Here is a 20581-nt window from a genome sequence, read left to right on the forward strand (position 1 = left end):
ACGCCCCGGTCCAAGGCCGCATGGCCCTGTTTCCCGCCTCCGCGCTGCGCCCGGGCGTTCGCAAGCGCGAGGTGTTCGGCTGGGCGATGTACGACTTCGCCAACTCGGGCTACACCACGGTCGTCATAACAGCCGTGTTCGCTGCCTACTTCGTGGGTGGTATTGCCAAGGGCGCGCCGTGGGCCGCCTTCGCGTGGACAGCGGCGCTCAGTACCTCCTACGCAATCGTGATGCTCACGATGCCCGCCATCGGCGCCTGGGCCGACTTGCGCGCGGCCAAGAAGCGGGTGCTCGTTTTCGCGACGATCGGATGCGTCTTCGCGACAGCGGCGCTTGCCATCACGCCGGGTTTTTCGGGTGCATCCGGTGTCGCGCTGGCGATGGCGCTGGTGATCGTCTCCAACGCCTTCTATTCCTACGGCGAGTCCCTCACGGGTGCCTTCCTGCCCGAACTCGCCACGGCAGAGGGCATGGGCAAGGTCAGCGGATGGGGCTGGGCCTTCGGCTACGTCGGCGGCATGCTGGCGCTGGGCATCTGCCTGGCCTATGTGCTGTGGTCGCAATCGAAGGGCTTGCCGGCGGCGCATTTCGTGCCGGTGACGATGCTGATCACGGCAGTCATCTACGGTGGGGCCGCCTGCGTCACTTTCGTGTTGCTGCCCGAGCGCGCAAAGCCCCAGGCGGCCCGCGCGGAGCAGGGCGGTGCATGGCGGCAACTGCGCGCCACATATCGGCAGGCCCGGGCCTATCGCGACTTCATGTGGCTGCTGGCCTGCACGGTCTGCTACCAGGGCGGCGTGGCGGTGGCCATCACGCTTGCGGCGATCTACGCGGAGCAGGTGATCGGCTTCGTCGCGAGCGAAACCATGGTGCTGATCTTCGTGCTCAACATCGCGGCTGCGCTTGGTGCTTTCAGTTTCGGCTACATCCAGGACCGCATCGGCCACAAGGTCTCGCTGGCCTGCACGCTGGTCGCGTGGATCGCGGTCTGCGTGATCGCCGCGCTGGTGACGACCAAGGGCGGTTTCTGGTGGGCGGCCGCCATCGCAGGGCTCTCGATGGGATCGAGTCAATCGGCCGGCCGCGCCATGACGGGCTATCTGGCGCCGCCGCAGCAACTCGCAGAGTTCTTCGGGCTCTGGACCTTCGCGACGCGGCTGGCGAGCATCGTCGGCCCGCTGAGCTTCGGCGCCATCACGTGGATGACCGGCGGCAACCAGCGCATCGCGATCTTGTCGACCGCGGTGCTGTTCGCGGCGGGGCTTTTGCTGCTGCTGCCGATCGATATGCGGCGCGGCCGCGAGGCCGCGCTACGCAGTTAAAACAGGCTGTTGTTCGTCAGAGGCCAGCCAGTGCCGCTCTGGGACTTCCAGTTGGCCGTGTTCTTCACGCTCGCGGCGAAGTTCGCGATGTCGGTCGACGTCGGCGATGCTGGCAGCATCGGGCCGTTGTAGAGCACATCGAACTTGTCCACGAAGCTGATCGCGGCGCCCGCGGCCGTCAAGCTGGTGGGAATGGCGTCCGAGTTGGGCACCGGCCCCAGTGTGATGCTGGCCAGGTAGGTTCCCACGCCGCTGATCGTGCCGGCAGTGCCGGTGCCCAGGCCGGCGATGGTGCCGCCGACAAAGGCGTAGATCGTTTCGTAACTCGCGCTGATGCCGCCTCCCGCGCCCTGCACGGTGCCGATGTTGGCGATCGGATTCGTGTTCTTCACATCCGGCTGGATGGTCACGATGGTGCCCGCCGGCAGGCTGCGGTCGGCGGTCCAGACGAAGGCGCTCTCGTTGGTGATGCCGTTGAAGTCGGTGGCGGTGCGGTCGCGGTCGGTGAACACGATGTTCGTGCCCGTGTCCATCGGCTTGAGCAGCACGAAGGCGAACGCGTCGGTCTTGTCGGCGTTCGCGCCAACGAAGAGGATGTCGCCGGCGGCCAGCGCGGGTGGCGCGCTGGTGGTGAAGCTCAGCGTGGTCGCGTCGGCGATGCCGGTGTAGGCATTGCCCTTGGCATCCGCGATTGCATTGGCATCCACGGTCACGTAGTAGCCGGTCGACGATGCCAGCGGTTGGCTTGGCGTCAGCGTGATCGTGTTGAACGCGCGCTGCACGCTCGTGGCTGGGCTGCTGGCCGAGAAGCTCTCGACTACCGTACCGTCGGTCTTGTGCAGCACGAGGTTGCCTGCGCCCAGGCGCACGCCTTCGTTGAAGCTCAGCGTGATTTTCGCGTTTGCGCCGACGCTGCCGTCCGAGGCCTTGGGCGAGGCGCTGCGCAGCACCGGGCCGGCGGTGTCGATCCAGGGCTGGCCCAGGCGCACGACGAAACCGTCGAACTTCTGGTCGGCTGGCGGCAGGTCCTTCGAGGCGTCTGTCTGGCCCGGCCAGACGGTGTCGCCGTTGTCCAGCAGCAGTTGCACCTCGGTGCCTGCCGTTACCGGGCCGGGCACTTCGACGGTCGATTCGAAGCTGCCGCCCGTGTTCTTGCGCAGCTTGTCGAGGTCGTTCGACAGCTCGACCGGTGCGCTGTCCGGGTTGCCGTTCCATGCGAAGAGTGCGAAGTTGCGGTCGACGTCCGCGCTGGCGGCGCCCGCAGGGCCAGCGACGATCAGGTAGTTGCCATCGGTGCCCTTGTCGATCGAACGGATGCCGCGACCCCCGAGCTCCAGTTCGATGGGAGCGCCGAATGTGGCCTGCGTGGCCGTGCCCGCGACCAACGCGGCGTAGTTCTGCACCGGCACGATGAGCGCCTTCGCGCGCGTGGAAGTGCCGGTCTGCGGTGCGCGGAAGCCGAGCCACAGGGCGCTGTCGCCCGGCGCGCTGGTCATGCCCTCGATTGAGAAGCCGTCGACCCGTTCGGGCACGATGCCGGCCCCGGCCGATAGGGCGAAGCCGAGATAGTTGGCGCCCAGGCCGTGGCCGTTGGCGACGTCCCAGGCCACGAGTTGAGCTTCAAGCGCCGAAAATTGGCCGACATAGGTGAAGGCGGTGGTGGCCCCCGTGCCCGTGACTTTCACGGCGAACAGGTGCGAACGGTCGGGCGCGTCGCTGCCGTCTTTCTTGTTGCTGTTGGAGCCGGTGAGGTACAGCGTGTCGCCGATGCGCGTGCCGGCTTCGAGGTCGAGTTCCTTGCCGAGCTTCGGCCCTTCGAGTTCGTAGCTCCATTCCTTTACCGCGGCCCCGCCGGCGCGCGGATAGACGTGCAGCACGTTGGCCTCGTCGTCGGCCACGAGCATGAAGCCGTCGGGCAGGGCGAAGGCGGTTGATGCATCCGACGAGCCCTCCGTCGTATTGGCATTGGGCGTGAACTCGGCTTTGGAAACGAGCTGGTCCGGCTCCGGAGCCGGCGGCTGCGTCACCGGCGGAGCGACCGCCGCGGGTGGCGTGGTCGGAAAGAAGCTGCCACCTCCGTCGCTACCGCCGCCGCACGCAGCCAGCAACGCGGACAGGACACTGGCGAGCAGCATGGGTTTGAAGGGAATGCGGGAGGTGGCGAGAGGGTTCATGGTGCGCGGTTGTTGTTCTGGACAAACCGCGCATGCTGGTACTTTCGCGTGACGGTACCGTGAAAAACTGCACTAATTCAGCTGCCCGTCAGGGCGTCTGTTGTTGCAGCGACTTCGGCACCTTGAAGCGCTCCCCGTCATAGCGCAGCGTGACCGTGTCGAACTTCGCGGGCAGTGCCTTTTCCACGCAGCCCTGGTCTTCCTGCTCCTGCGCACGGCTCTGCAGCAGCGTGCGCGACAGCTGCAGATCGGCAAAGCCGTTGCTGCTGCCCTTGCCGACCGACAGCATGGTGCGCAGCTTCTCGAAGTGGCCGGTGCAAGTGGAGTCCCACCCGCCGTGGTCGTGATCGAGCTCGATCTCCTGCAGCACCTGGCGCAACTGCTTGCCATGGTGCACGTAGAGCCGCACGGTTTCGCTGGCCAGGGGGCTGCCGGGCGCGTTGCTGCCCCTGTAGCGCACGCGCAGGCCGAAGGCGCGGGCCTCGGGCGACAGCACGTAGCGCGAGGTGTCGATGCGGATGTCCTGGATCGACGTGGTGGCGTCTTCGTCGAGTGCCTCGGGCTGCACGAGCCGGCCGATGACGGTGTCGCGATCGGTGTTGCCGTTGTCGGGGCGCTGGATCAGCAGGATTTCCAGGTCGAAGACCTTGGCGCCCCGGTCGGTGGTTTCGCGCGGCATCGGCAGCACGACGATGCTGCGTCCGGGAAAGGCCGGCCAGACCTTGCAGGCCGCGAGCCGCTCGTCGAGCGGGCGATTGGGATGCAGCTTGGCGTGCATGCGTTCGGCAAGGCCGCTCTCGCAGGCCGCGTGGCTCAGGCCGGCGGCCGAGAGGCACAGGAGGAGGGCGGCGTGGCGCAGGAGACGCATGACTCGGACCAGGTCAGGTCGTGGCCGCAGCAGCAGAAGGGAGCCCGAGCCATCGCGCGGCCGCGGCTTCGAGCACGGCGACGTCGCCGCTGCTCTGCAGAAGCAGGCCGCCACTGCCGCTGTCCGCGAGCTGGCCTGCCGCTGTCAACAGGCGCCGCGTCTGCTGCGCGACCGGCACGCCCGTGTCGATGAACCGCAGCGTGGCCGGCGCATGCCGGCGCAACTCGTCCTTCACGAGCGGGTAGTGGGTGCAGCCAAGCACCACCGTGTCGACTTCGCCAGGCGCATCGCCGAAGGGGCCGGCCTCGGCCATGTAGCGCTCGCATAGTGCCGCGATGCCTGCCGAGTCGAAGCCTTCGATGGCCTTCACGAGACCGTCGCAGGGCACGGGACGGACATCAGCCGACCCGGCGAACGAGGCGCGCAGCGTGGCGTACTTGGCGCTGGCCAGCGTGCCGCGCGTGGCCATCACCGAGATGCGCCCCGTGCGGCTCGCGGCCACGGCGGGCTTGAGACCAGGTTCCAGCCCGACGATCGGCAGGTCGGGATTCTCGGCGCGCATCAGATGGATGGCGGCCGTGGTCGCCGTGTTGCAGGCCACCACGAGCGCCTTGATGCCGTGCTCGCGCCGCAGGTGTTCGACCACGGTGCGCGAGCGCTCGATCACATAGGCGTCTCCGCGCTCGCCGTACGGCGCATAGGCCGTGTCGGCGAAGTACACGAAGCGTTCGTGCGGCAGTTCGGCCCGCAGCGCGGCCAGCACGCTGAGCCCGCCGACTCCGCTGTCGAAGACGCCTACAGCGCTCAAGCTTCTTCCATCATGATGGTCTTGAACTCGCCGCTGGCAATGCGCTTCTGCCACTCGGCCGGGCCGGTGATGTGCGCGCTGGTGCCGCCGGCATCGACCGCCACCGTCACGGGCATGTCGACCACGTCGAATTCATAGATCGCTTCCATGCCCAGGTCTTCGAAGCCCACGACCTTGGCGGTCTTGATGGCCTTGCTCACGAGGTAGGCGGCGCCGCCCACGGCCATGAGGTAGGCGCTCTTGTGCTTCTTGATGGCCTCGATGGCAACCGGGCCGCGCTCGGCCTTGCCGATCATCGCGATCAGGCCGGTCTGCGCCAGCATCATCTCGGTGAAGCCGTCCATGCGCGTGGCGGTGGTCGGACCGGCGGGGCCCACGGCTTCGTCGCCGACCGGATCGACCGGGCCGACGTAATAGATGACGCGATTGGTGAAGTCGACCGGCAGCTTCTCGCCCTTGGCCAGCATGTCCTGGATGCGCTTGTGCGCGGCGTCGCGGCCGGTGAGCATCTTGCCGTTGAGCAGCAGCGTGTCGCCCGGCTTCCAGCTCGCCACTTCGGCGGGCGTGAGCTTGTCGAGGTCGACGCGCTTGCTCTTCTTCTCGTCAGGCGCCCAGTTCACGTCGGGCCACAGGTCGAGCGACGGCGGGTCGAGGTAGACAGGGCCGCTGCCGTCCATCGTGAAGTGCGCGTGGCGGGTGGCCGCGCAGTTGGGGATCATCGCAACGGGCTTGCTCGCCGCGTGCGTCGGGTACATCTGGATCTTGACGTCGAGCACGGTGGCCAGGCCGCCCAAGCCCTGTGCGCCGATGCCCAGCGCGTTGACCTTCTCGTACAGCTCGATGCGCAGCGCCTCGACCTTGCTCAGCTCGGCGCCCGACTTCTTCTTGGCCTGCAGCTCGTGCATGTCGAGGTCGTCCATCAGGCTTTCCTTGGCCATCAGCGCGGCCTTCTCGGCCGTGCCGCCGATGCCGATGCCGAGCATGCCCGGCGGGCACCAGCCGGCGCCCATGGTGGGCACTGTCTTGAGCACCCAGTCGACCACGCTGTCGCCGGGGTTCAGCATGACCAGCTTGCTCTTGTTCTCGCTGCCGCCGCCCTTGGCCGCGACCGTCACTTCAACGGTGTTGCCGGGAACGATCTCGGTGAAGATCACCGCGGGCGTGTTGTCCTTGGTGTTCTTGCGGTCGAACTGCGGATCGGCCACGACCGAGGCGCGCAGTGTGTTGTCGGGGTGGTTGTAGCCACGGCGCACGCCTTCGTTGATGGCGTCGTCGAGGCTGCCGGTGAAGCCGCCCCAGCGCACGTCCATGCCCACCTTGAGGAACACGTTGACGATGCCGGTGTCCTGGCAGATCGGGCGCTGGCCCGTGGCGCTCATCTTGCTGTTGGTCAGGATCTGCGCGATGGCGTCCTTGGCCGCGGGGCTCTGCTCGCGCTCGTAGGCGCGGGCCAGGTGGGCGATGTAGTCGGCGGGGTGGTAGTAGCTGATGTACTGCAGCGCGGCGCTGATCGATTCGATCAGGTCGGCCTGCTGGATCGTGGTCGTCATGGTGGGGGGAGTTTTTTTGGAGTGTGAAACGCCCCCCGATTATCTCAGCCGACGCGCCTACCGCGCTGCGGCTCGGGCTTGCTCTATCCAGCCGTCGAACAGAGGACGGTGCACCCGGATCCACCCGTCGGTGTGCCGCTCCACGTCCTGCTGCGTGTTGGCGCCCTGGCTCATGCGCAGGTTCTGCGCGTTGATGTCGCCGATCGGCAGCTTCATCACCTCGAAGAGCTTGGCCGCGGCCGGGTTCTTCTCGGCGAAGGCCCGGTTGGCGACGATCTGCTCCTGGTTCGCCTGGAAGCCGTAGTTCTTGCCGTTGGGCAACTGCGTGTCGACGTTGCCGCCCTGCGAGGAGCCTTGCGAGGAAGAGAAGGGCACCTGCAGCCACACAACGTCAGCGCCCGGGCGCAGCACGGCGCTCACCCAGTACGGCGTCCACGTGTAGTACAGCACCGGCTTGTCCTGCTTGAAGCGGGCGATGGTGTCGGCCATCAGCGCGGCGTAGCTGCCCTGCTTGTGCGTGACGGTGTCGCGCAGCTGATAGGCCGTGAGGTGGTTCTCGATGGCCAGCTCGCAGCCCCAGCCGGGGTTGCAGCCAGTCAGGTCGGCCTTGCCGTCGCCGTCTGCGTCGAACAGCTTCGCGATGGCAGGGTCCTTCAGCTGTGCGATGTTCGTGATGCCGTACTGCTCTGCCGTCTTGCGGTCGATCAGGTAGCCCTGCACGGCGCCGTCCGAGTACACGCCCTTGCGCCACAGCTTGGCGTCGCCGCCGCTGTTCTTGTAGAAGTCGGCGTGCAGCAGGCTCCAGTGGTTGGCCATGAAGGTGGCGTCGCCGTTGGCAATGGCCAGATGCTCGGTGGCGGGCTCCAGGTCTTTCATGGGCTCGACGGTGTAGCCGAGCTTTTCGAGCGCGCGCATCACCAGCAGCGTCTGGAAGGCTTCTTCCGCGAGCGAGCTTTTCAGCGGCTGCACGGTAACGCCCTTGCCGGGCAGGTCGTTGGCAGCATGGGCGGCCATGCCCGAGGCCACGAAGGCGAGGGCCAGCAGGCCGCGTGCGATGAAACTGGTTTTCTTCATGCGTTGTGTTCCTCCGTGCGGCTTATTGCGCTTGCGTGGACAGGGCGGGAACCGGCTGGTTGCCCGGTTGCGAAGGCGAACCCACGAGGCGCTGCAGCACTCGCAGCGCGAAGCCCGCCGGCCCGGTGTGCCACCAGCGGCGGCCAGCGCTGCGGCGCGACTTGCCCATGGCTTGCGTCAGCCGGTCCAGCGAGATCGCCAGCAGCACGATGCCGAGCCCGCCCACGGTAGCCAGGCCCATGTCGAGCCGGCCGATGCCGCGCAGCACCATCTGGCCCAGGCCGCCCACGGCGATCATCGATGCGATGACGACCATCGACAGCGACAGCATCAGCGCCTGGTTGATGCCCGCCATGATCGACGGCATGGCCAGCGGCAACTGCACCTTCACCAGCATCTGCCAGGGCGAAGCGCCGTAGGCGCGTGCGGCTTCAATGAGGTCGGGGCGCACCTGGCGCAGGCCGAGGTTGGTCAGGCGCACCAGCGGTGCCAGCGCGAAGATGATCGTCACGATCACACCCGGCACGTTGCCGATGCCGAACAGCATCACCACCGGCACGAGGTACACGAAGGCCGGCGTGGTCTGCATCGCGTCGAGCACCGGCCGCATGATTCGCTGCGCCCGGTCGCTGCTTGCCAGCAGCACGCCCAGCGGCAAGCCGATGACCATGCAGAACACCAGGGAGGTCAGCACCAGCGACAGCGTCACCATCGCCTCGGGCCAGATGCCGAGCATGGCCACGAGCAGCAGCGCCACCGTGGTGCCGATGGCCAGCGCGCGGCCAGCGAACTGCCAGGCGAAGAGGCCGATGAGGGCGATCATCGCCAGCGTGGGCAGGCCGGTGAGCAGGCCCTGCACCCAGTTCAGCGTGCTGTCGATGGGAAGGCGCACGGTCTGGAAGAAGGGGCGGAAGTGCTCGACCACCCAGCCGAGGCCCTGGTTGATCCACGATTCGACGGGCAGGGAGCCGTCCCACAGGCGGTGCAGCTGGAAGCCGCTGGTGGCGGCGTCGGCTTGTCCCGCAAGTTGGTGGGCGGCGTTCACCGGCGCGTCGAGCCAGGCGCTGGTGGCCGAGGTGTCGGGCGCGGCCGAGAGCGCCTCCCACGGATCGACGAAGGCGGGGGCCGTGGGCGTGCTCAGGTCGGAAGGAAGTGTGTTGTCGTTCATCGTTCAAGGTCCTTCGTGAATTCAGTGCGGCTCGGCGGCGAGAGCGGGTGCGGCGTTGGGCAAGACGGGCTCGATCGGCGGCGTGTCGCGGTCGAGGAACTTCAGCAGCGTCGTCTTGCTGATCGCACCGCAGAAGCGGCCGTCGCTCGCCACTACCGGCAGCGCGCACGGCGCCTGCGCGAGCTGGCCGATCAGGCCTGCCACCGGGGCTTCGGCGTCGATGCGCGGCAGCTCGTTGAGGAACGCGTGCTGCAGCCCCAGCGGGCCCGAATGTCCATCGAGCGCGCCGCGCAGCGTGTCCGCCGACACCACGCCGAGGAAGCGCTTGTTGGGGCTCGTCACGTAGGCGAAGTCGCGGTCCTGGTCTTCCAGCAGCTTGAGCGCCGCGCGCGCACCGCGCTCGGGGTGCTCGCACACCACGGTGAGCGATTTGCGCGCGATGTCGCCCGCCTTGAACACGGCTGCCGCGTCCACGCCGCGTACGAAGCTGCGCACGTAGTCGTTGGCGGGGCTGCGCAAGATCTCGTCGGGCGTGCCGACCTGGATCACCTGGCCGTCCTTCATGATCGCGATGCGGTCGCCGATGCGCATGGCCTCGTCGAGGTCGTGCGAGATGAAGACGATGGTGCGGCGCTGCTCCTGCTGAAGCCGCAGCAGCTCCGACTGCATCTCGGTGCGGATGATCGGGTCGAGGGCCGAGAAGGCCTCGTCCATCAGCAGGATCGACGGGTCCGAGGCCAATGCCCGCGCCAAGCCCACGCGCTGCTGCATGCCGCCCGAGAGCTCGTCGGGATAGCTGGCGCCCCAGCCCGCCAGCCCCACCTGCGCGAGCGCGAGGTCGGCTTGCGCCAGTCGCTCCTTCTTGCTCGTGCCCGAGAGTTCGAGGCCGAAGGCGGTGTTCTCGCGCACCGTCATGTGCGGCATCAGCGCGAACGACTGGAACACCATGCTGATGTCTTTGCGGCGCAGCGCGCGCAGCTTGGTGTCGGAGTGTTCGTTGATGTCCGCGCCGTCGATCACGATGCGGCCCGCGGTCGGTTCGATCAGCCGGTTCAAGAGGCGCACCAGCGTCGACTTGCCCGAACCCGAGAGGCCCATGATGACGAAGATTTCTCCGGCCTGGATTTCGAAGGTGGCGTCGAACACGCCGATCGACTGGCCGGTACGCGCCAGGATCTCCTTCTTGGAAAAACCTTGCCGGACCAGCTCCAGGGCTTGTTCGGGCTCGTCGCCGAACACCTTGAAGACATGGTCGATGAGAATTCCTTTGGCCATACGTCGGGGCTCCTTTGGTGAGGGGTTGACAGATCGCCACCCCCGCAAGGGCGACGCGACCACGCCCCCAGCCCATTGGATGGGCTGCCGACAGGCACTGAAGACGACATGGCGACGAAGCCAGTGCCCGCCGGATGCTTCATTCGCAGGGCAACGGGCCTGGTCGAGGGGCGCCGCCTGGATGAGCGTGACGTGGCAATGGGGACGGAAAAGATCCGGCCGGTTTGCCGGGCTGGGCCCGGCGGGAGAACCTTGCACCGCGACGGGATTCGGAGATCCGCGAGTAGTGAAGGGGTGACCTGCAAGTTCAAGAGAGCGGGGAACCCGAACTCATCATGACTTGTTGGTCGTCAGAAGCCTTCGATCATAACTTTTCGACATGATGCGGTCAAGGCGGGAGGCGTATCGTGATGTCAGCGGCCAGCCAATGGCCCCGTCAGATGCGAGCTATTCCTATTGGCCGATACTCGGGCTCGCGCCCGCCGAGCGGCGCGACCTTTCATGATCCTGCGGAGCTTTTTCTCATGACGACTTCCCCCAAGACCCGTGCCGAGCGCGACACCTTCGGACCGATCGACGTGCCGGCCGACAAGCTGTGGGGCGCGCAAACGCAGCGCTCGCTGCAGAACTTCGACATCTCCGGCGAGCAGCAGCCGCGCGAGATCATCAAGGCGCTGGCGCAGGTCAAGCGCGCATCGGCCGTGGTCAACCACGCGCTGGGCCTGCAGGACGAAAAGAAGACCAAGGCCATCGTGGCGGCCGCCGACGAAGTCATCGCCGGCAAGCACCCGGGCGAGTTCCCGCTGGTGGTCTGGCAGACCGGCTCGGGCACGCAGACCAACATGAACGTCAACGAGGTGCTGGCCAACCGCGCCAGTGAAATCCTCGGCGGCGAGCGCGGCGAAGGTCGCCTCGTGCACCCCAACGACGATGTGAACCGCAGCCAGTCGAGCAACGACGTGTTCCCGACCGCCATGCACGTGGCCGCCGTCGAGGCCATCACGCACAAGCTGCTGCCGGCCATTGCCAAGCTGCGCGGCACGCTGGAGCAGAAGTCCAAGGACTTCGCCGACATCGTGAAGATCGGCCGCACTCACCTGCAAGACGCCACGCCCCTCACGCTGGGCCAGGAGTTCTCGGGCTACGTGGCGCAGCTCGCGCACGGCGAGGCGCATGTGCGCGCCGCGCTGCCGCACCTGAGCGAACTGGCGCTGGGCGGCACCGCAGTCGGCACCGGGCTGAACGCGCCCAAGGGCTATGCAGAGCAGGTGGCCGCCGAGCTGGCGAAGCTCACGGGCCTGCCGTTCGTGACCGCGCCGAACAAGTTCGAAGCGATGGCCAGCGTCGATGCGCTGGTGCACGCCCACGGCGCGCTGAAGACGCTCGCCGCCAGCATGAACAAGATCGCCAACGACGTGCGCTGGCTCGCGAGCGGGCCGCGCAGCGGCATCGGCGAGCTGAGCATTCCCGAGAACGAACCCGGCTCGTCGATCATGCCGGGCAAGGTCAACCCGACCCAGAGCGAGGCCGTCACGATGCTGGCCGCGCAGGTGTTCGGCAACGACGTGGCCATCAACATCGGTGGCGCCTCGGGCAACTTCGAGCTGAACGTGTTCCGTCCGATGGTGGCGCACAACTTCCTGCAGAGCGTCCGCCTGCTGGCCGACGGCATGGTGAGCTTCAACGACCACTGCGCGGTGGGCATCGAGCCGAATCGCGAACGCATCACCGAGCTGGTGCAGCGTTCGCTGATGCTGGTGACGGCGCTGAACACGCACATCGGCTACGACAAGTCGGCCTACATCGCCAAGAAGGCGCACAAGGAAGGCACGAGCCTGCGCGAAGCGGCGATTGCCTCGGGGCACCTTACGGCCGAGCAGTTCGACCAGTGGGTGGTGCCGGAGAACATGACTGGCCGTTGATTCGGTCAGCCCATTGAAAAAGGACCCTCGTCGGGTCCTTTTTTGTTTCAGTAGCCGATCGTGTATCGCTGACGGGAGTGCGCCGGCTTTTCAAGCTCGTCGATGAACGCGATTGCGTAGTCCTCGAAGGTGATCCAGCTGCGGCCTTCGGCGCTTACCAGCAGGTCGTCCTTGCCCAGGCGGAACTTGCCGGTGCGCTCGCCTTCGACGAACTCGGCGGATGGCGACAGGAAGGTCCAGTCGAGTTCCTTCTCGTTGCGCAGCGTGTCGAGGAACACGCCGCCGGCCGAGGCTTCGGCGCGGTAGGCATCGGGGAAGTTCGGCGTGTCGATCACCTTCAGGCCGGGCGCCGCGAACAGGCTGCCGGCGCCGCCGACCACCAGCAGGCGCTTCACGCCCGAGCGCTTGACCGGCTCGATGATGGCCGCGGGCGGCACCGTGGAGAAGTGCGCGGCACTGAACACGGCGTCGTGGCCGGCCAGCGCTTTTTCGAGTGCTGCGCCATCGAGCACGTCGAGGTCGACGGCCTTCACGTTTGCGCGGCCTGCCAGCTTGTCGGTGGCCTTGCGGGCGATGGCCGTGACGGTGTGACCGCGGCGCAGGGCTTCTTCCAGAAGGCGGCCGCCGGCGCGTCCGGTGGCGCCGATGATGGCGATGTGGCTCATGAGTGACTCCTGTGAAAGATCGAAAGATCGGATGGGATGAACCGCATCTTAGGTTTCTGGTTTCGAAAGAAATACCTCGATTTGCGCGCTTGTTTATTCCTAAAATCGTTCGAATGGACCGATTGAACGCCATGCGCGTGTTTGTGAACGTGGTCGATTCGGGCAGCCTTTCGGCCGCCGCCGACAAGCTCGACATGTCCCGCCCGGTGGTCACGCGCTACGTGGCCGAACTGGAGCAATGGACCGGCGCGCGCCTGCTGCACCGCACGACGCGCCGCCTTAGCCTCACTGCGGCCGGCGAAGAGCTGCTGCCGCGTTGCCGCCAGGTGCTGGAGCTCACGGGCGACATGCAGGCCGCGGTGCGGCATCCGGCCGAGGCGCCGCGCGGGCAATTGCGCATCACCACAGGAACCTCGTTTGCGCAGGCGCAACTGGCCGACGCGATTGCCGACTATGTGCGGCTTTATCCGGCCGTGATGGTTGACCTGGTGTTGCTGGATCGAACCGTCAACCTCGTGGACGAGCGCATCGACCTCGCGATTCGTACAGCGGCAGAGATCGACCCCAATCTGATCGCGCGCCGGCTCACCACGTGCCGATCGGTGGTTTGCGCTTCACCCGCCTATCTGAAGGAGCACGGAAAACCCCTGCGCGTGGAAGAACTGGCCCAGCGCAACTGCCTCACGCATTCCTACTTTGGACGCAGCCTCTGGAACTTCACGCGCAAGGACAACGGGGAGCCGGTGTCCGTGGCCGTGGATGGCAATGTCTCCGCCAACGACGCGGCGAGCCTGATGTACCTGGCAAGGGCAGGGGCCGGCATTGCGATGCTGCCGACCTATCTCACGTCGGAGCTGCTGCAGAAGGGAGAACTGGTGCGGCTCTTCGGCGATTTCGAGCCGCAGGTGGTGGGCATGTATGCCGTGTACGCCTCGCGCAAGCACATGCCGGCCACCTTGCGCACGATGCTCGACTTCCTGGCCGAGCGATTCACCGAAGTGCCTGCGTGGGACGCGCCGCACGCAGGCTAGAGGGCAAGGCTCAGTGGCCGTCGCCGGCGTGAGGCGCCGGGGCCATCAGCCGGTCGGTGTAGGCAATGGCCATTGCCGAGAACAGGAAGGCGATGTGGATCACGGTCTGCGCGATCAGCACGCGGTCGGTGTAGTTGTCCGCGTTGATGAAAGTCTTCAGCAGGTGGATGGAGCTGATGCCGATGATGGCGGTGGCCAGCTTCACCTTGAGCACCGAGGCGTTCACGTGGCTCAGCCATTCGGGCTGGTCGCGATGGCCTTCGAGGTCCATGCGGCTCACGAAGGTCTCGTAGCCGCCCACGATCACCATGATGAGCAGATTCGAGATCATCACCACGTCGATCAGCGCCAGCACCACCAGCATGATCACCGTCTCGTTCAGTGTGCCGACCGGCGCCGTGGTCTTGTAGCCGATGCTGGTAATGAGCGCCTGCAGTGCTTCCTTGCTGCCGAATGCGGCCTCGACCAGGTGCAGCAGCTCGACCAGGAAGTGCACGACGTACACGGCCTGCGCCACGATCAGCCCCAGGTACAGCGGCAGCTGCAGCCAGCGGCTCGCGAAGATCAGCTTGGGCAGGGGACGCAGCGGTGAAGCGCGGGCTGGTACGGGCGGGTTCCGGGGGTCGAAAGGTTCGGGAGCGGACATCGGCAAGGCGGTGGTTGGGGACCGGGGATTCTAGAGGTGCCCCCGTGACGCACTCGTGATAACCCCGAGAACTAACATCTGACCTTCGCAAGCCCGTCAGTGACCCGTAAGTGGACCCGTCGACATTACGGCCGCACCCATCCAGGAGACATAGAGCATGAGCAGCGTATCGAAGAACATTGAATCCGTCCTGGTCGAGAACCGCGTGTTCCCGCCCGACGCCCGCGCCACCGAAGGCGCCCGCATTTCCGGCATGGCCGCCTACGAGGCCCTGTGCAAGGAGGCCGAGCAGGATTTCGAAGGGTTCTGGACCCGCCTTGCCAAGGACAACCTGGACTGGACCAAGCCCTTCACCAAGACGCTCGACGAGTCGAAGGCGCCGTTCTACGAGTGGTTCGGCGACGGCGAGCTCAACGCGAGCGCCAACTGCCTCGACAGGCACATCGGCACCCCGGTCGAGAACAAGACGGCCATCGTCTTCGAAGCCGACGACGGCACCGTCACCAACGTCACCTACAAGGAACTGCTCGCCCGCGTGAGCCAGTTCGCCAACGCGCTGAAGGCGCAGGGCATCCAGAAGGGCGACCGCGTCGTCATCTATATGCCGATGACAGTCGAGGGCGTGATTGCCATGCAGGCCTGCGCGCGCATCGGCGCCACCCACAGCGTGGTGTTCGGCGGCTTCTCGGCCAAGGCGCTGCAGGAGCGCATCATCGACGCGGGTGCGGTGGCGGTCATCACGGCCAATTACCAGCTGCGCGGCGGCAAGGAACTGCCGCTCAAGGCCATCGTGGACGACGGCATCGCGCTGGGTGGCTGCGAGTCGATCAAGACGGTGTTCGTGTACGAGCGCACGCCTAGCGCGTGGAACCGCGTGGAAGGTCGCGACAAGACATTCGCTGAAGCGCTGAAGGGCCAGAGCACCGAGTGCGCCCCCGTGCCAGTCAACGCCGAGCACCCGCTCTTCATCCTCTACACCTCGGGCTCCACCGGCAAGCCCAAGGGCGTGCAGCACGCCACCGGCGGCTACCTGCTGTGGGCCAGGCTCACGATGGACTGGACCTTTGACATCCGCCCCGAAGACGTGTTCTGGTGCACGGCCGACATCGGCTGGATCACCGGCCACACCTACGTCGCCTACGGGCCGCTCGCGGCCGGCGCCACGCAGGTGGTGTTCGAGGGCATCCCGACCTTCCCGCACGCGGGCCGCTTCTGGCAGATGATCGAGAAGCACAAGGTCAGCGTGTTCTACACCGCGCCCACCGCCATCCGCTCGCTCATCAAGGCAGCCGAGGGCGACGAAAAGGTGCACCCGAAGAACTGGGACCTCACGAGCCTGCGCATCCTCGGCTCGGTCGGCGAGCCGATCAATCCTGAAGCGTGGATGTGGTACCACCGCAATATCGGCGGCGAGCGCTGCCCCATCGTCGATACCTTCTGGCAGACCGAGACCGGCGGCCACGTGATCACGCCGCTGCCGGGCGCCACGCCGCTGGTGCCGGGCTCGTGCACGCTGCCGCTGCCGGGCATCATGGCTGCCATCGTCGACGAGACCGGCAAGGACCTGCCCAACGGCGCGGGCGGCATGCTGGTCATCAAGCGGCCATGGCCCTCGATGATCCGCACGATCTGGAACGACCCCGAGCGCTTCAAGAAGAGCTACTTCCCCGAGGAGATGGGCGGCACGATCTACCTCGCCGGCGACGGCGCTGTACGCAGTGCCGACCGAGGCTATTTCCGCATCACCGGTCGCATCGACGACGTGCTGAACGTGTCGGGCCACCGCCTGGGCACGATGGAAATCGAATCGGCACTGGTGTCCAAGACCGACCTCGTGGCCGAAGCCGCGGTGGTAGGGCGGCCCGACGACGTGACGGGCGAGGCAGTGTGCGCCTTCGTCGTGCTCAAGCGGGCACGCCCGACAGGCGAGGAAGCCAAGCAGATCGCCAACGAGCTGCGCGCCTGGGTCGCGAAGGAAATCGGCCCGATCGCCAAGCCCAAGGACATCCGCTTCGGCGACAACCTGCCCAAGACCCGCAGCGGCAAGATCATGCGACGGCTGCTGCGCAGCATTGCCAAGGGCGAGGCGATCACGCAGGACACCTCGACGCTCGAAAATCCCGCGATCCTCGAACAGTTGTCACAGACCAACTGACCGGTGCTGTAGGACATGGCCGTCTATGCGGCCATCTGCGCCGAACGGAGCTCTTCGCTGAGGTAAAACCGTCGCAACCACCGTGCGCCTCGACGCGCACGGGTTTTCGACGTGTTCGATCTTTCCGAAGGAGGCCCCCATGGGCGTGAGATCCGCTTTTCTTTTTGTCATCGTGCTGCTCATCGCGGCGCTGGCCGCGCTGAACTGGGGCACGCTGTCTGCATCCACCGATGTGTGGCTGGGCTTCATGACCGTCTCGGCGCCGCTGGGCCTGATCATGCTGGGCCTGACAGTGGTGCTGGCCGCCTTCTTCCTCGTCTACGTGCTGTACCTGCACAGCTCGGTGCTGATCGACACCAAGCGCCACACCAAGGAAATGCAGGTCCAGCGCGACCTGGCGGACAAGGCCGAGGCCTCGCGCTTCACCGAGCTGCGTAATTTCCTGGAAACGCAGGAGAACAAGCACATGGCGCAGAACGCCGATCGTCAGGCGGCGATGCTGGCTCGCCTGGAGCAGCTCGAAACCGCGATCTGCCTGCGCTCGGACCAGACCGACAACACCGTGGCCGCGCACATCGGCCAGCTCGAAGACCGCATCGAGCGCCGGCCGGTGCCGGCGGACATCAACCCGCAGGCGTGATGCCCGAGGGGCCTACTTCGTCGACAGCACCCAGGCCGCGAGCTTCTTTGCGTCGGCTTCGCTGACCTGGTTGTTCGCCGGCATCGGCACCGGTCCCCACACGCCGGAGCCGCCCTTCATGATCTTGCTGGCAAGAGTGTCGACGGCGCCCTTGTCGTCCTTGTACTTGGCGGCCACGTCCTTGAACGACGGGCCGAGCACCTTGCGCTCGACCGCGTGGCAGCTCATGCAGTTCTTCGAAGTCGCCAGGGCCAGGTCTGCGAAGGCGGGCGCGGCGAGCGTTACGAGGCCGAGGCCCAGAGCTGCCGACAACAAGACTCTTTTCATGGGGGATCTATTTGGTAAGGGCTGAGTTACATTCGACTCAACGCGATTGTAGGTAGCACCGTGCACGGCGTACGGATGCGTTGCCAGTACGACCCGGAGGGATTCGCAATGTGGTTTCTGGCATTGGGCCTGCTTGGACTGGCCCTCAAGTATCTCGAAGTAGGCATGGTCGCCGGCTGGAGCTGGTGGATCGTGCTGTCTCCGTTCGCGATGGCCGTCGCGTGGTGGGCCTGGGCCGATTCGTCGGGCTATACCAAGCGCAAGGTCATCGAGCGGGAAGAGCGGCGCAAGCAGGACCGCATCGACCGCCAGAAGACCAACATGGGCATGAAGACCAGCAACGGGCAGCGCCCGCGCCGCTGAGTCAGCGCCATCGGCCGAAGTCCCGGCACCGCATGCATCAAGCAGAAGTGCCATGGACGAAGAAGCCACCACCCACGCGCTGATCGTCTTCGGGCTGTCCCTGCTGCTCGGCCCGGCCCTCGGCGGCCTCGTGGGGTGGCTCAAGAGCTTTTTCTGGGGCGTGGGTGTCGGGGCGCTGGTGATCGGCTTCGCCGGCCTCTACGGTGCGGCCACCATCGGCTGGCACCGCTACCAGTCGATTGCCGGAACCACCAGCGTGCAGGGCAGCCTGGTCGAGTTCGTCGATGAACAAAGCAAGGACAGCAACGGCCGCACCACGGTTTCGCGCGCGCCCATCGTCGAATACACCGCGTCCGACGGGCAGAAGCGCCGCGTCAAGGGGCTGGGTGGCGGCCTGTCGGGCAAGGAGTGGGGCGACGCGGTGGAGGTGCGCTACAGCGTGGCTGATCCCTCGAAGGCGCTGGTGGCCGATTTCCAGAACATGTGGGGCGGGGTCTGGGGGCTCGGCATCTTCGGTGCGTTTCCGAGCATGTTCGGCCTGTTCTTCATCGGCATGGCACTGAAGGAGGGGCGCAGCAGATACGGCTACGGCAGCAGGCCACCACCTGTGCGCGAGCCCACGCCTGTGCAGAAGCGCTGGCGCACGCGCGGCACTGTACTCGCCAACATCGTCTTCCTGGCCGGCTTCGCGCTGGTGTTTCTCTATCCCGACCCGGAACCGATGAAGCAGTTCGGCGCGGGCTTCATGACCATCGGCGCCGGCGCCATGCTGCACTTTCTCGTGCAAAGCCTGCCGCCGGCACTGGAGTTCCAGGCTCGCAGCATCCTCGCGATCGTAGGCCTGGGGTTTCTGGCCTTCGGCTACGGCGCGTGGATGATGGCCTGACTGGTGGATTTCAGAACTTGTCGAGCACCGCACCCGAGCTCGCGCTCGAGGCGTTGAATGCGAACTTCGCCTGCACGCCGCGCGTGTAGCGCGGAGCCGGTGCCTTCCAGCCTTCGCGGCGCTTGGCGATCTCGGCTTCTGGCACGTTCAGTTCGAGCTTGAGTTCGTGCGCGTCGATGGTGATCGAGTCACCCTCGTTCACGAAGGCGATGGTGCCGCCGGCTGCGGCTTCAGGTGCCACGTGGCCCACCACCATGCCCCAGGTACCGCCCGAGAAGCGGCCGTCGGTGATCAGGCCCACGCTTTCGCCGAGACCCGCGCCGATCAGCGCGCCGGTCGGCGCCAGCATTTCGGGCATGCCCGGGCCGCCCTTGGGGCCGAGGTAGCGCAGCACCATCACGTCGCCGGCCTTGATCTTGCCGTCGAGGATGGCCTTGAGCGCCGACTGCTCGTCGTCGAACACGCGCGCCGGGCCGGTGATGACCGGGTTCTTCAGCCCGGTGATCTTGGCGACCGCGCCTTCGGGCGACAGGTTGCCCTTCAGGATGGCGAGGTGGCCTTCCGCGTACATGGGCTTGTCGATGGGGCGGATCACGTCCTGGTCGGCGCGCGGCACGTCCGGCACGTCCTTCAGCACTTCGGCGATGGTCTGGCCGCTGATGGTGATGCAGTCGCCATGCAGCAGGCCGGCCTTCAGCAGCACCTTCATCACTTGCGGAATGCCGCCGGCCTGGTGCAGGTCGACCGCGAGGTACTTGCCCGAGGGCTTCAGGTCGCAGATCACCGGCACCTTCTTGCGCATGCGCTCGAAGTCGTCGATGGTCCACTCGACCTCTGCCGCATGCGCAATGGCCAGGAAGTGCAGCACCGCGTTGGTCGAGCCGCCCGTGGCCATGATGACCGCCACCGCGTTCTCGATGGCCTTCTTGGTCACGATGTCGCGCGGCTTCAGGTCTTTCTTGATCGCCTCGATCAGCACCTTGGCCGATTCCTTGGCCGAGTTGGCCTTCTCGTCGTGCGGGTTCGCCATGGTCGACGAGTAGGGCAGCGAGATGCCCAGCGCCTCGAATGCGCTCGACATGGTGTTGGCCGTGTACATGCCGCCGCACGAGCCGGTGCCGGGGATGGCGCGCTTCTCGATCTCGTGCAGGTCTTCGTCGCTCATGTTGCCGGCGGCGTTCTGGCCCACGGCCTCGAACACGCTCACGATGTTCAGGTCTTGCCCCTTGTAGCGGCCCGGCAGGATGGTGCCGCCGTAGACGTAGATGGCCGGTACGTTGGCGCGCAGCATGCCCATGAGGCCGCCGGGCATGTTCTTGTCGCAGCCGCCGACCACCAGCACGCCGTCCATCCACTGGCCGCCCACGCAGGTCTCGATGCAGTCGGAAATGACTTCGCGGCTGACCAGCGAGTACTTCATGCCCTCGGTGCCCATGGCCATGCCGTCTGAGATGGTGGGCGTGCCGAACACCTGCGCGTTGCCGCCTGCTTCCTCGATGCCGGCGATGGCCGCGTCGGCCAGCTTCTGCAGGCCCGAGTTGCAGGGTGTGATGGTGCTGTGGCCGTTGGCGACGCCGACCATCGGCTTCTTGAAGTCGCCTTCTTCGTAGCCCATGGCGTAGAACATCGAGCGGTTGGGCGCGCGGCTCTTGCCTTCGACGATGTTGGCGCTGCGGCGGTTGATCTGGATTGGCTTGGTGTCCATGG

Annotated in this window: 18 protein-coding genes; 7 read left to right on the forward strand and 11 right to left on the reverse strand. The window is 66.4% G+C overall.

Features of this window, described 5'->3' with window-relative positions:
- Positions 1-20: 20 nt before the first annotated feature.
- Positions 21-1322 carry an MFS transporter gene (locus BLV60_RS17060; RefSeq protein ID WP_093056457.1) on the forward strand — a complete coding sequence of 434 codons (1302 nt, stop codon included), beginning with the start codon at positions 21-23 and terminating at the stop codon, positions 1320-1322.
- Here the strand turns inward: BLV60_RS17060 and BLV60_RS17065 are convergent.
- The 7 genes from BLV60_RS17065 to proV form a co-directional block, all read right to left on the reverse strand.
- Entirely contained in the window at positions 1319-3496 is a 2178-nt protein-coding gene (locus tag BLV60_RS17065) for an Ig-like domain-containing domain (RefSeq protein ID WP_093056458.1), read from the reverse strand. The two genes, BLV60_RS17060 and BLV60_RS17065, sit on opposite strands and share 4 nt — an antisense overlap.
- Positions 3497-3584: 88 nt before the next feature.
- The gene (locus BLV60_RS17070; RefSeq protein WP_093056459.1) at positions 3585-4364 is read right to left on the reverse strand and encodes a PA3715 family protein; all 780 of its coding nucleotides are present in this window, start codon (positions 4362-4364) and stop codon (positions 3585-3587) included.
- A gap of 13 nt (positions 4365-4377) precedes the next feature.
- Positions 4378-5172, reverse strand: a complete 795-nt coding sequence (gene murI, locus BLV60_RS17075) for a glutamate racemase (protein WP_093056460.1) — start codon at positions 5170-5172, stop codon at positions 4378-4380.
- On the reverse strand, positions 5169-6722 hold the full coding sequence (locus tag BLV60_RS17080; protein ID WP_093056461.1) for a fumarate hydratase: 1554 nt from the start codon (positions 6720-6722) through the stop codon (positions 5169-5171). Before BLV60_RS17080 ends, murI begins: the two co-directional genes overlap by 4 nt.
- A 57-nt stretch (positions 6723-6779) precedes the next feature.
- On the reverse strand, positions 6780-7796 hold the full coding sequence (gene proX, locus BLV60_RS17085; RefSeq protein ID WP_093056462.1) for a glycine betaine/L-proline ABC transporter substrate-binding protein ProX: 1017 nt from the start codon (positions 7794-7796) through the stop codon (positions 6780-6782).
- 22 nt (positions 7797-7818) lie between these two features.
- Positions 7819-8964, reverse strand: a complete 1146-nt coding sequence (gene proW, locus BLV60_RS17090; protein ID WP_093056463.1) for a glycine betaine/L-proline ABC transporter permease ProW — start codon at positions 8962-8964, stop codon at positions 7819-7821.
- 21 nt (positions 8965-8985) lie between these two features.
- Positions 8986-10239: a glycine betaine/L-proline ABC transporter ATP-binding protein ProV gene (proV, locus tag BLV60_RS17095; protein WP_093056464.1), complete on the reverse strand. Its 1254-nt coding sequence runs from the start codon at positions 10237-10239 to the stop codon at positions 8986-8988.
- 524 nt (positions 10240-10763) lie between these two features.
- On the opposite strand from proV, the gene fumC reads away from it, so the two are divergent.
- Positions 10764-12161 carry a class II fumarate hydratase gene (gene fumC, locus BLV60_RS17100; protein WP_093056465.1) on the forward strand — a complete coding sequence of 466 codons (1398 nt, stop codon included), beginning with the start codon at positions 10764-10766 and terminating at the stop codon, positions 12159-12161.
- A gap of 47 nt (positions 12162-12208) precedes the next feature.
- On the opposite strand, the gene BLV60_RS17105 is transcribed toward fumC, so the two are convergent.
- A complete protein-coding gene (locus BLV60_RS17105) occupies positions 12209-12826 on the reverse strand; it encodes an NAD(P)-dependent oxidoreductase (RefSeq protein WP_093056466.1) in 618 nt (205 codons plus the stop codon).
- Between the two features lie 113 nt (positions 12827-12939).
- On the opposite strand from BLV60_RS17105, the gene BLV60_RS17110 reads away from it, so the two are divergent.
- The gene (locus BLV60_RS17110) at positions 12940-13857 is read left to right on the forward strand and encodes a LysR family transcriptional regulator (protein WP_093056467.1); all 918 of its coding nucleotides are present in this window, start codon (positions 12940-12942) and stop codon (positions 13855-13857) included.
- A 10-nt stretch (positions 13858-13867) separates the two neighbouring features.
- Here the strand turns inward: BLV60_RS17110 and BLV60_RS17115 are convergent, their stop codons facing one another.
- The gene (locus BLV60_RS17115; protein ID WP_093056468.1) at positions 13868-14503 is read right to left on the reverse strand and encodes a YqhA family protein; all 636 of its coding nucleotides are present in this window, start codon (positions 14501-14503) and stop codon (positions 13868-13870) included.
- A 157-nt stretch (positions 14504-14660) separates the two neighbouring features.
- Between BLV60_RS17115 and acs the strand changes: the two genes are divergently transcribed.
- Together acs and BLV60_RS17125 are read left to right on the forward strand one after the other, a co-directional pair.
- Positions 14661-16658 (forward strand): acetate--CoA ligase, encoded by a 1998-nt coding sequence (gene acs / locus BLV60_RS17120; protein WP_093056469.1) that lies wholly within the window; start codon positions 14661-14663, stop codon positions 16656-16658.
- A 139-nt stretch (positions 16659-16797) separates the two neighbouring features.
- On the forward strand, positions 16798-17298 hold the full coding sequence (locus BLV60_RS17125) for a Signal transduction histidine kinase (RefSeq protein ID WP_093056470.1): 501 nt from the start codon (positions 16798-16800) through the stop codon (positions 17296-17298).
- Between the two features lie 12 nt (positions 17299-17310).
- Here BLV60_RS17125 and BLV60_RS17130 read toward each other — a convergent pair whose 3' ends face one another.
- Positions 17311-17625, reverse strand: coding sequence for a c-type cytochrome (locus BLV60_RS17130; protein ID WP_093056471.1), 315 nt, complete (start codon positions 17623-17625; stop codon positions 17311-17313).
- A gap of 108 nt (positions 17626-17733) precedes the next feature.
- On the opposite strand from BLV60_RS17130, the gene BLV60_RS17135 reads away from it, so the two are divergent.
- Together BLV60_RS17135 and BLV60_RS17140 are read left to right on the forward strand one after the other, a co-directional pair.
- Positions 17734-17988: a TIGR04438 family Trp-rich protein gene (locus tag BLV60_RS17135; protein ID WP_093056472.1), complete on the forward strand. Its 255-nt coding sequence runs from the start codon at positions 17734-17736 to the stop codon at positions 17986-17988.
- Between the two features lie 52 nt (positions 17989-18040).
- The gene (locus tag BLV60_RS17140; protein WP_093056473.1) at positions 18041-18874 is read left to right on the forward strand and encodes a DUF3592 domain-containing protein; all 834 of its coding nucleotides are present in this window, start codon (positions 18041-18043) and stop codon (positions 18872-18874) included.
- Between the two features lie 10 nt (positions 18875-18884).
- On the opposite strand, the gene ilvD is transcribed toward BLV60_RS17140, so the two are convergent.
- Positions 18885-20579 (reverse strand): dihydroxy-acid dehydratase, encoded by a 1695-nt coding sequence (gene ilvD, locus BLV60_RS17145; protein WP_093056474.1) that lies wholly within the window; start codon positions 20577-20579, stop codon positions 18885-18887.
- Positions 20580-20581 lie beyond the last annotated feature (2 nt).

The sequence above is a fragment of the Variovorax sp. YR634 genome, assembly GCF_900106655.1.
In the GTDB taxonomy this organism is placed as follows: Bacteria; Pseudomonadota; Gammaproteobacteria; order Burkholderiales; family Burkholderiaceae_C; genus Variovorax.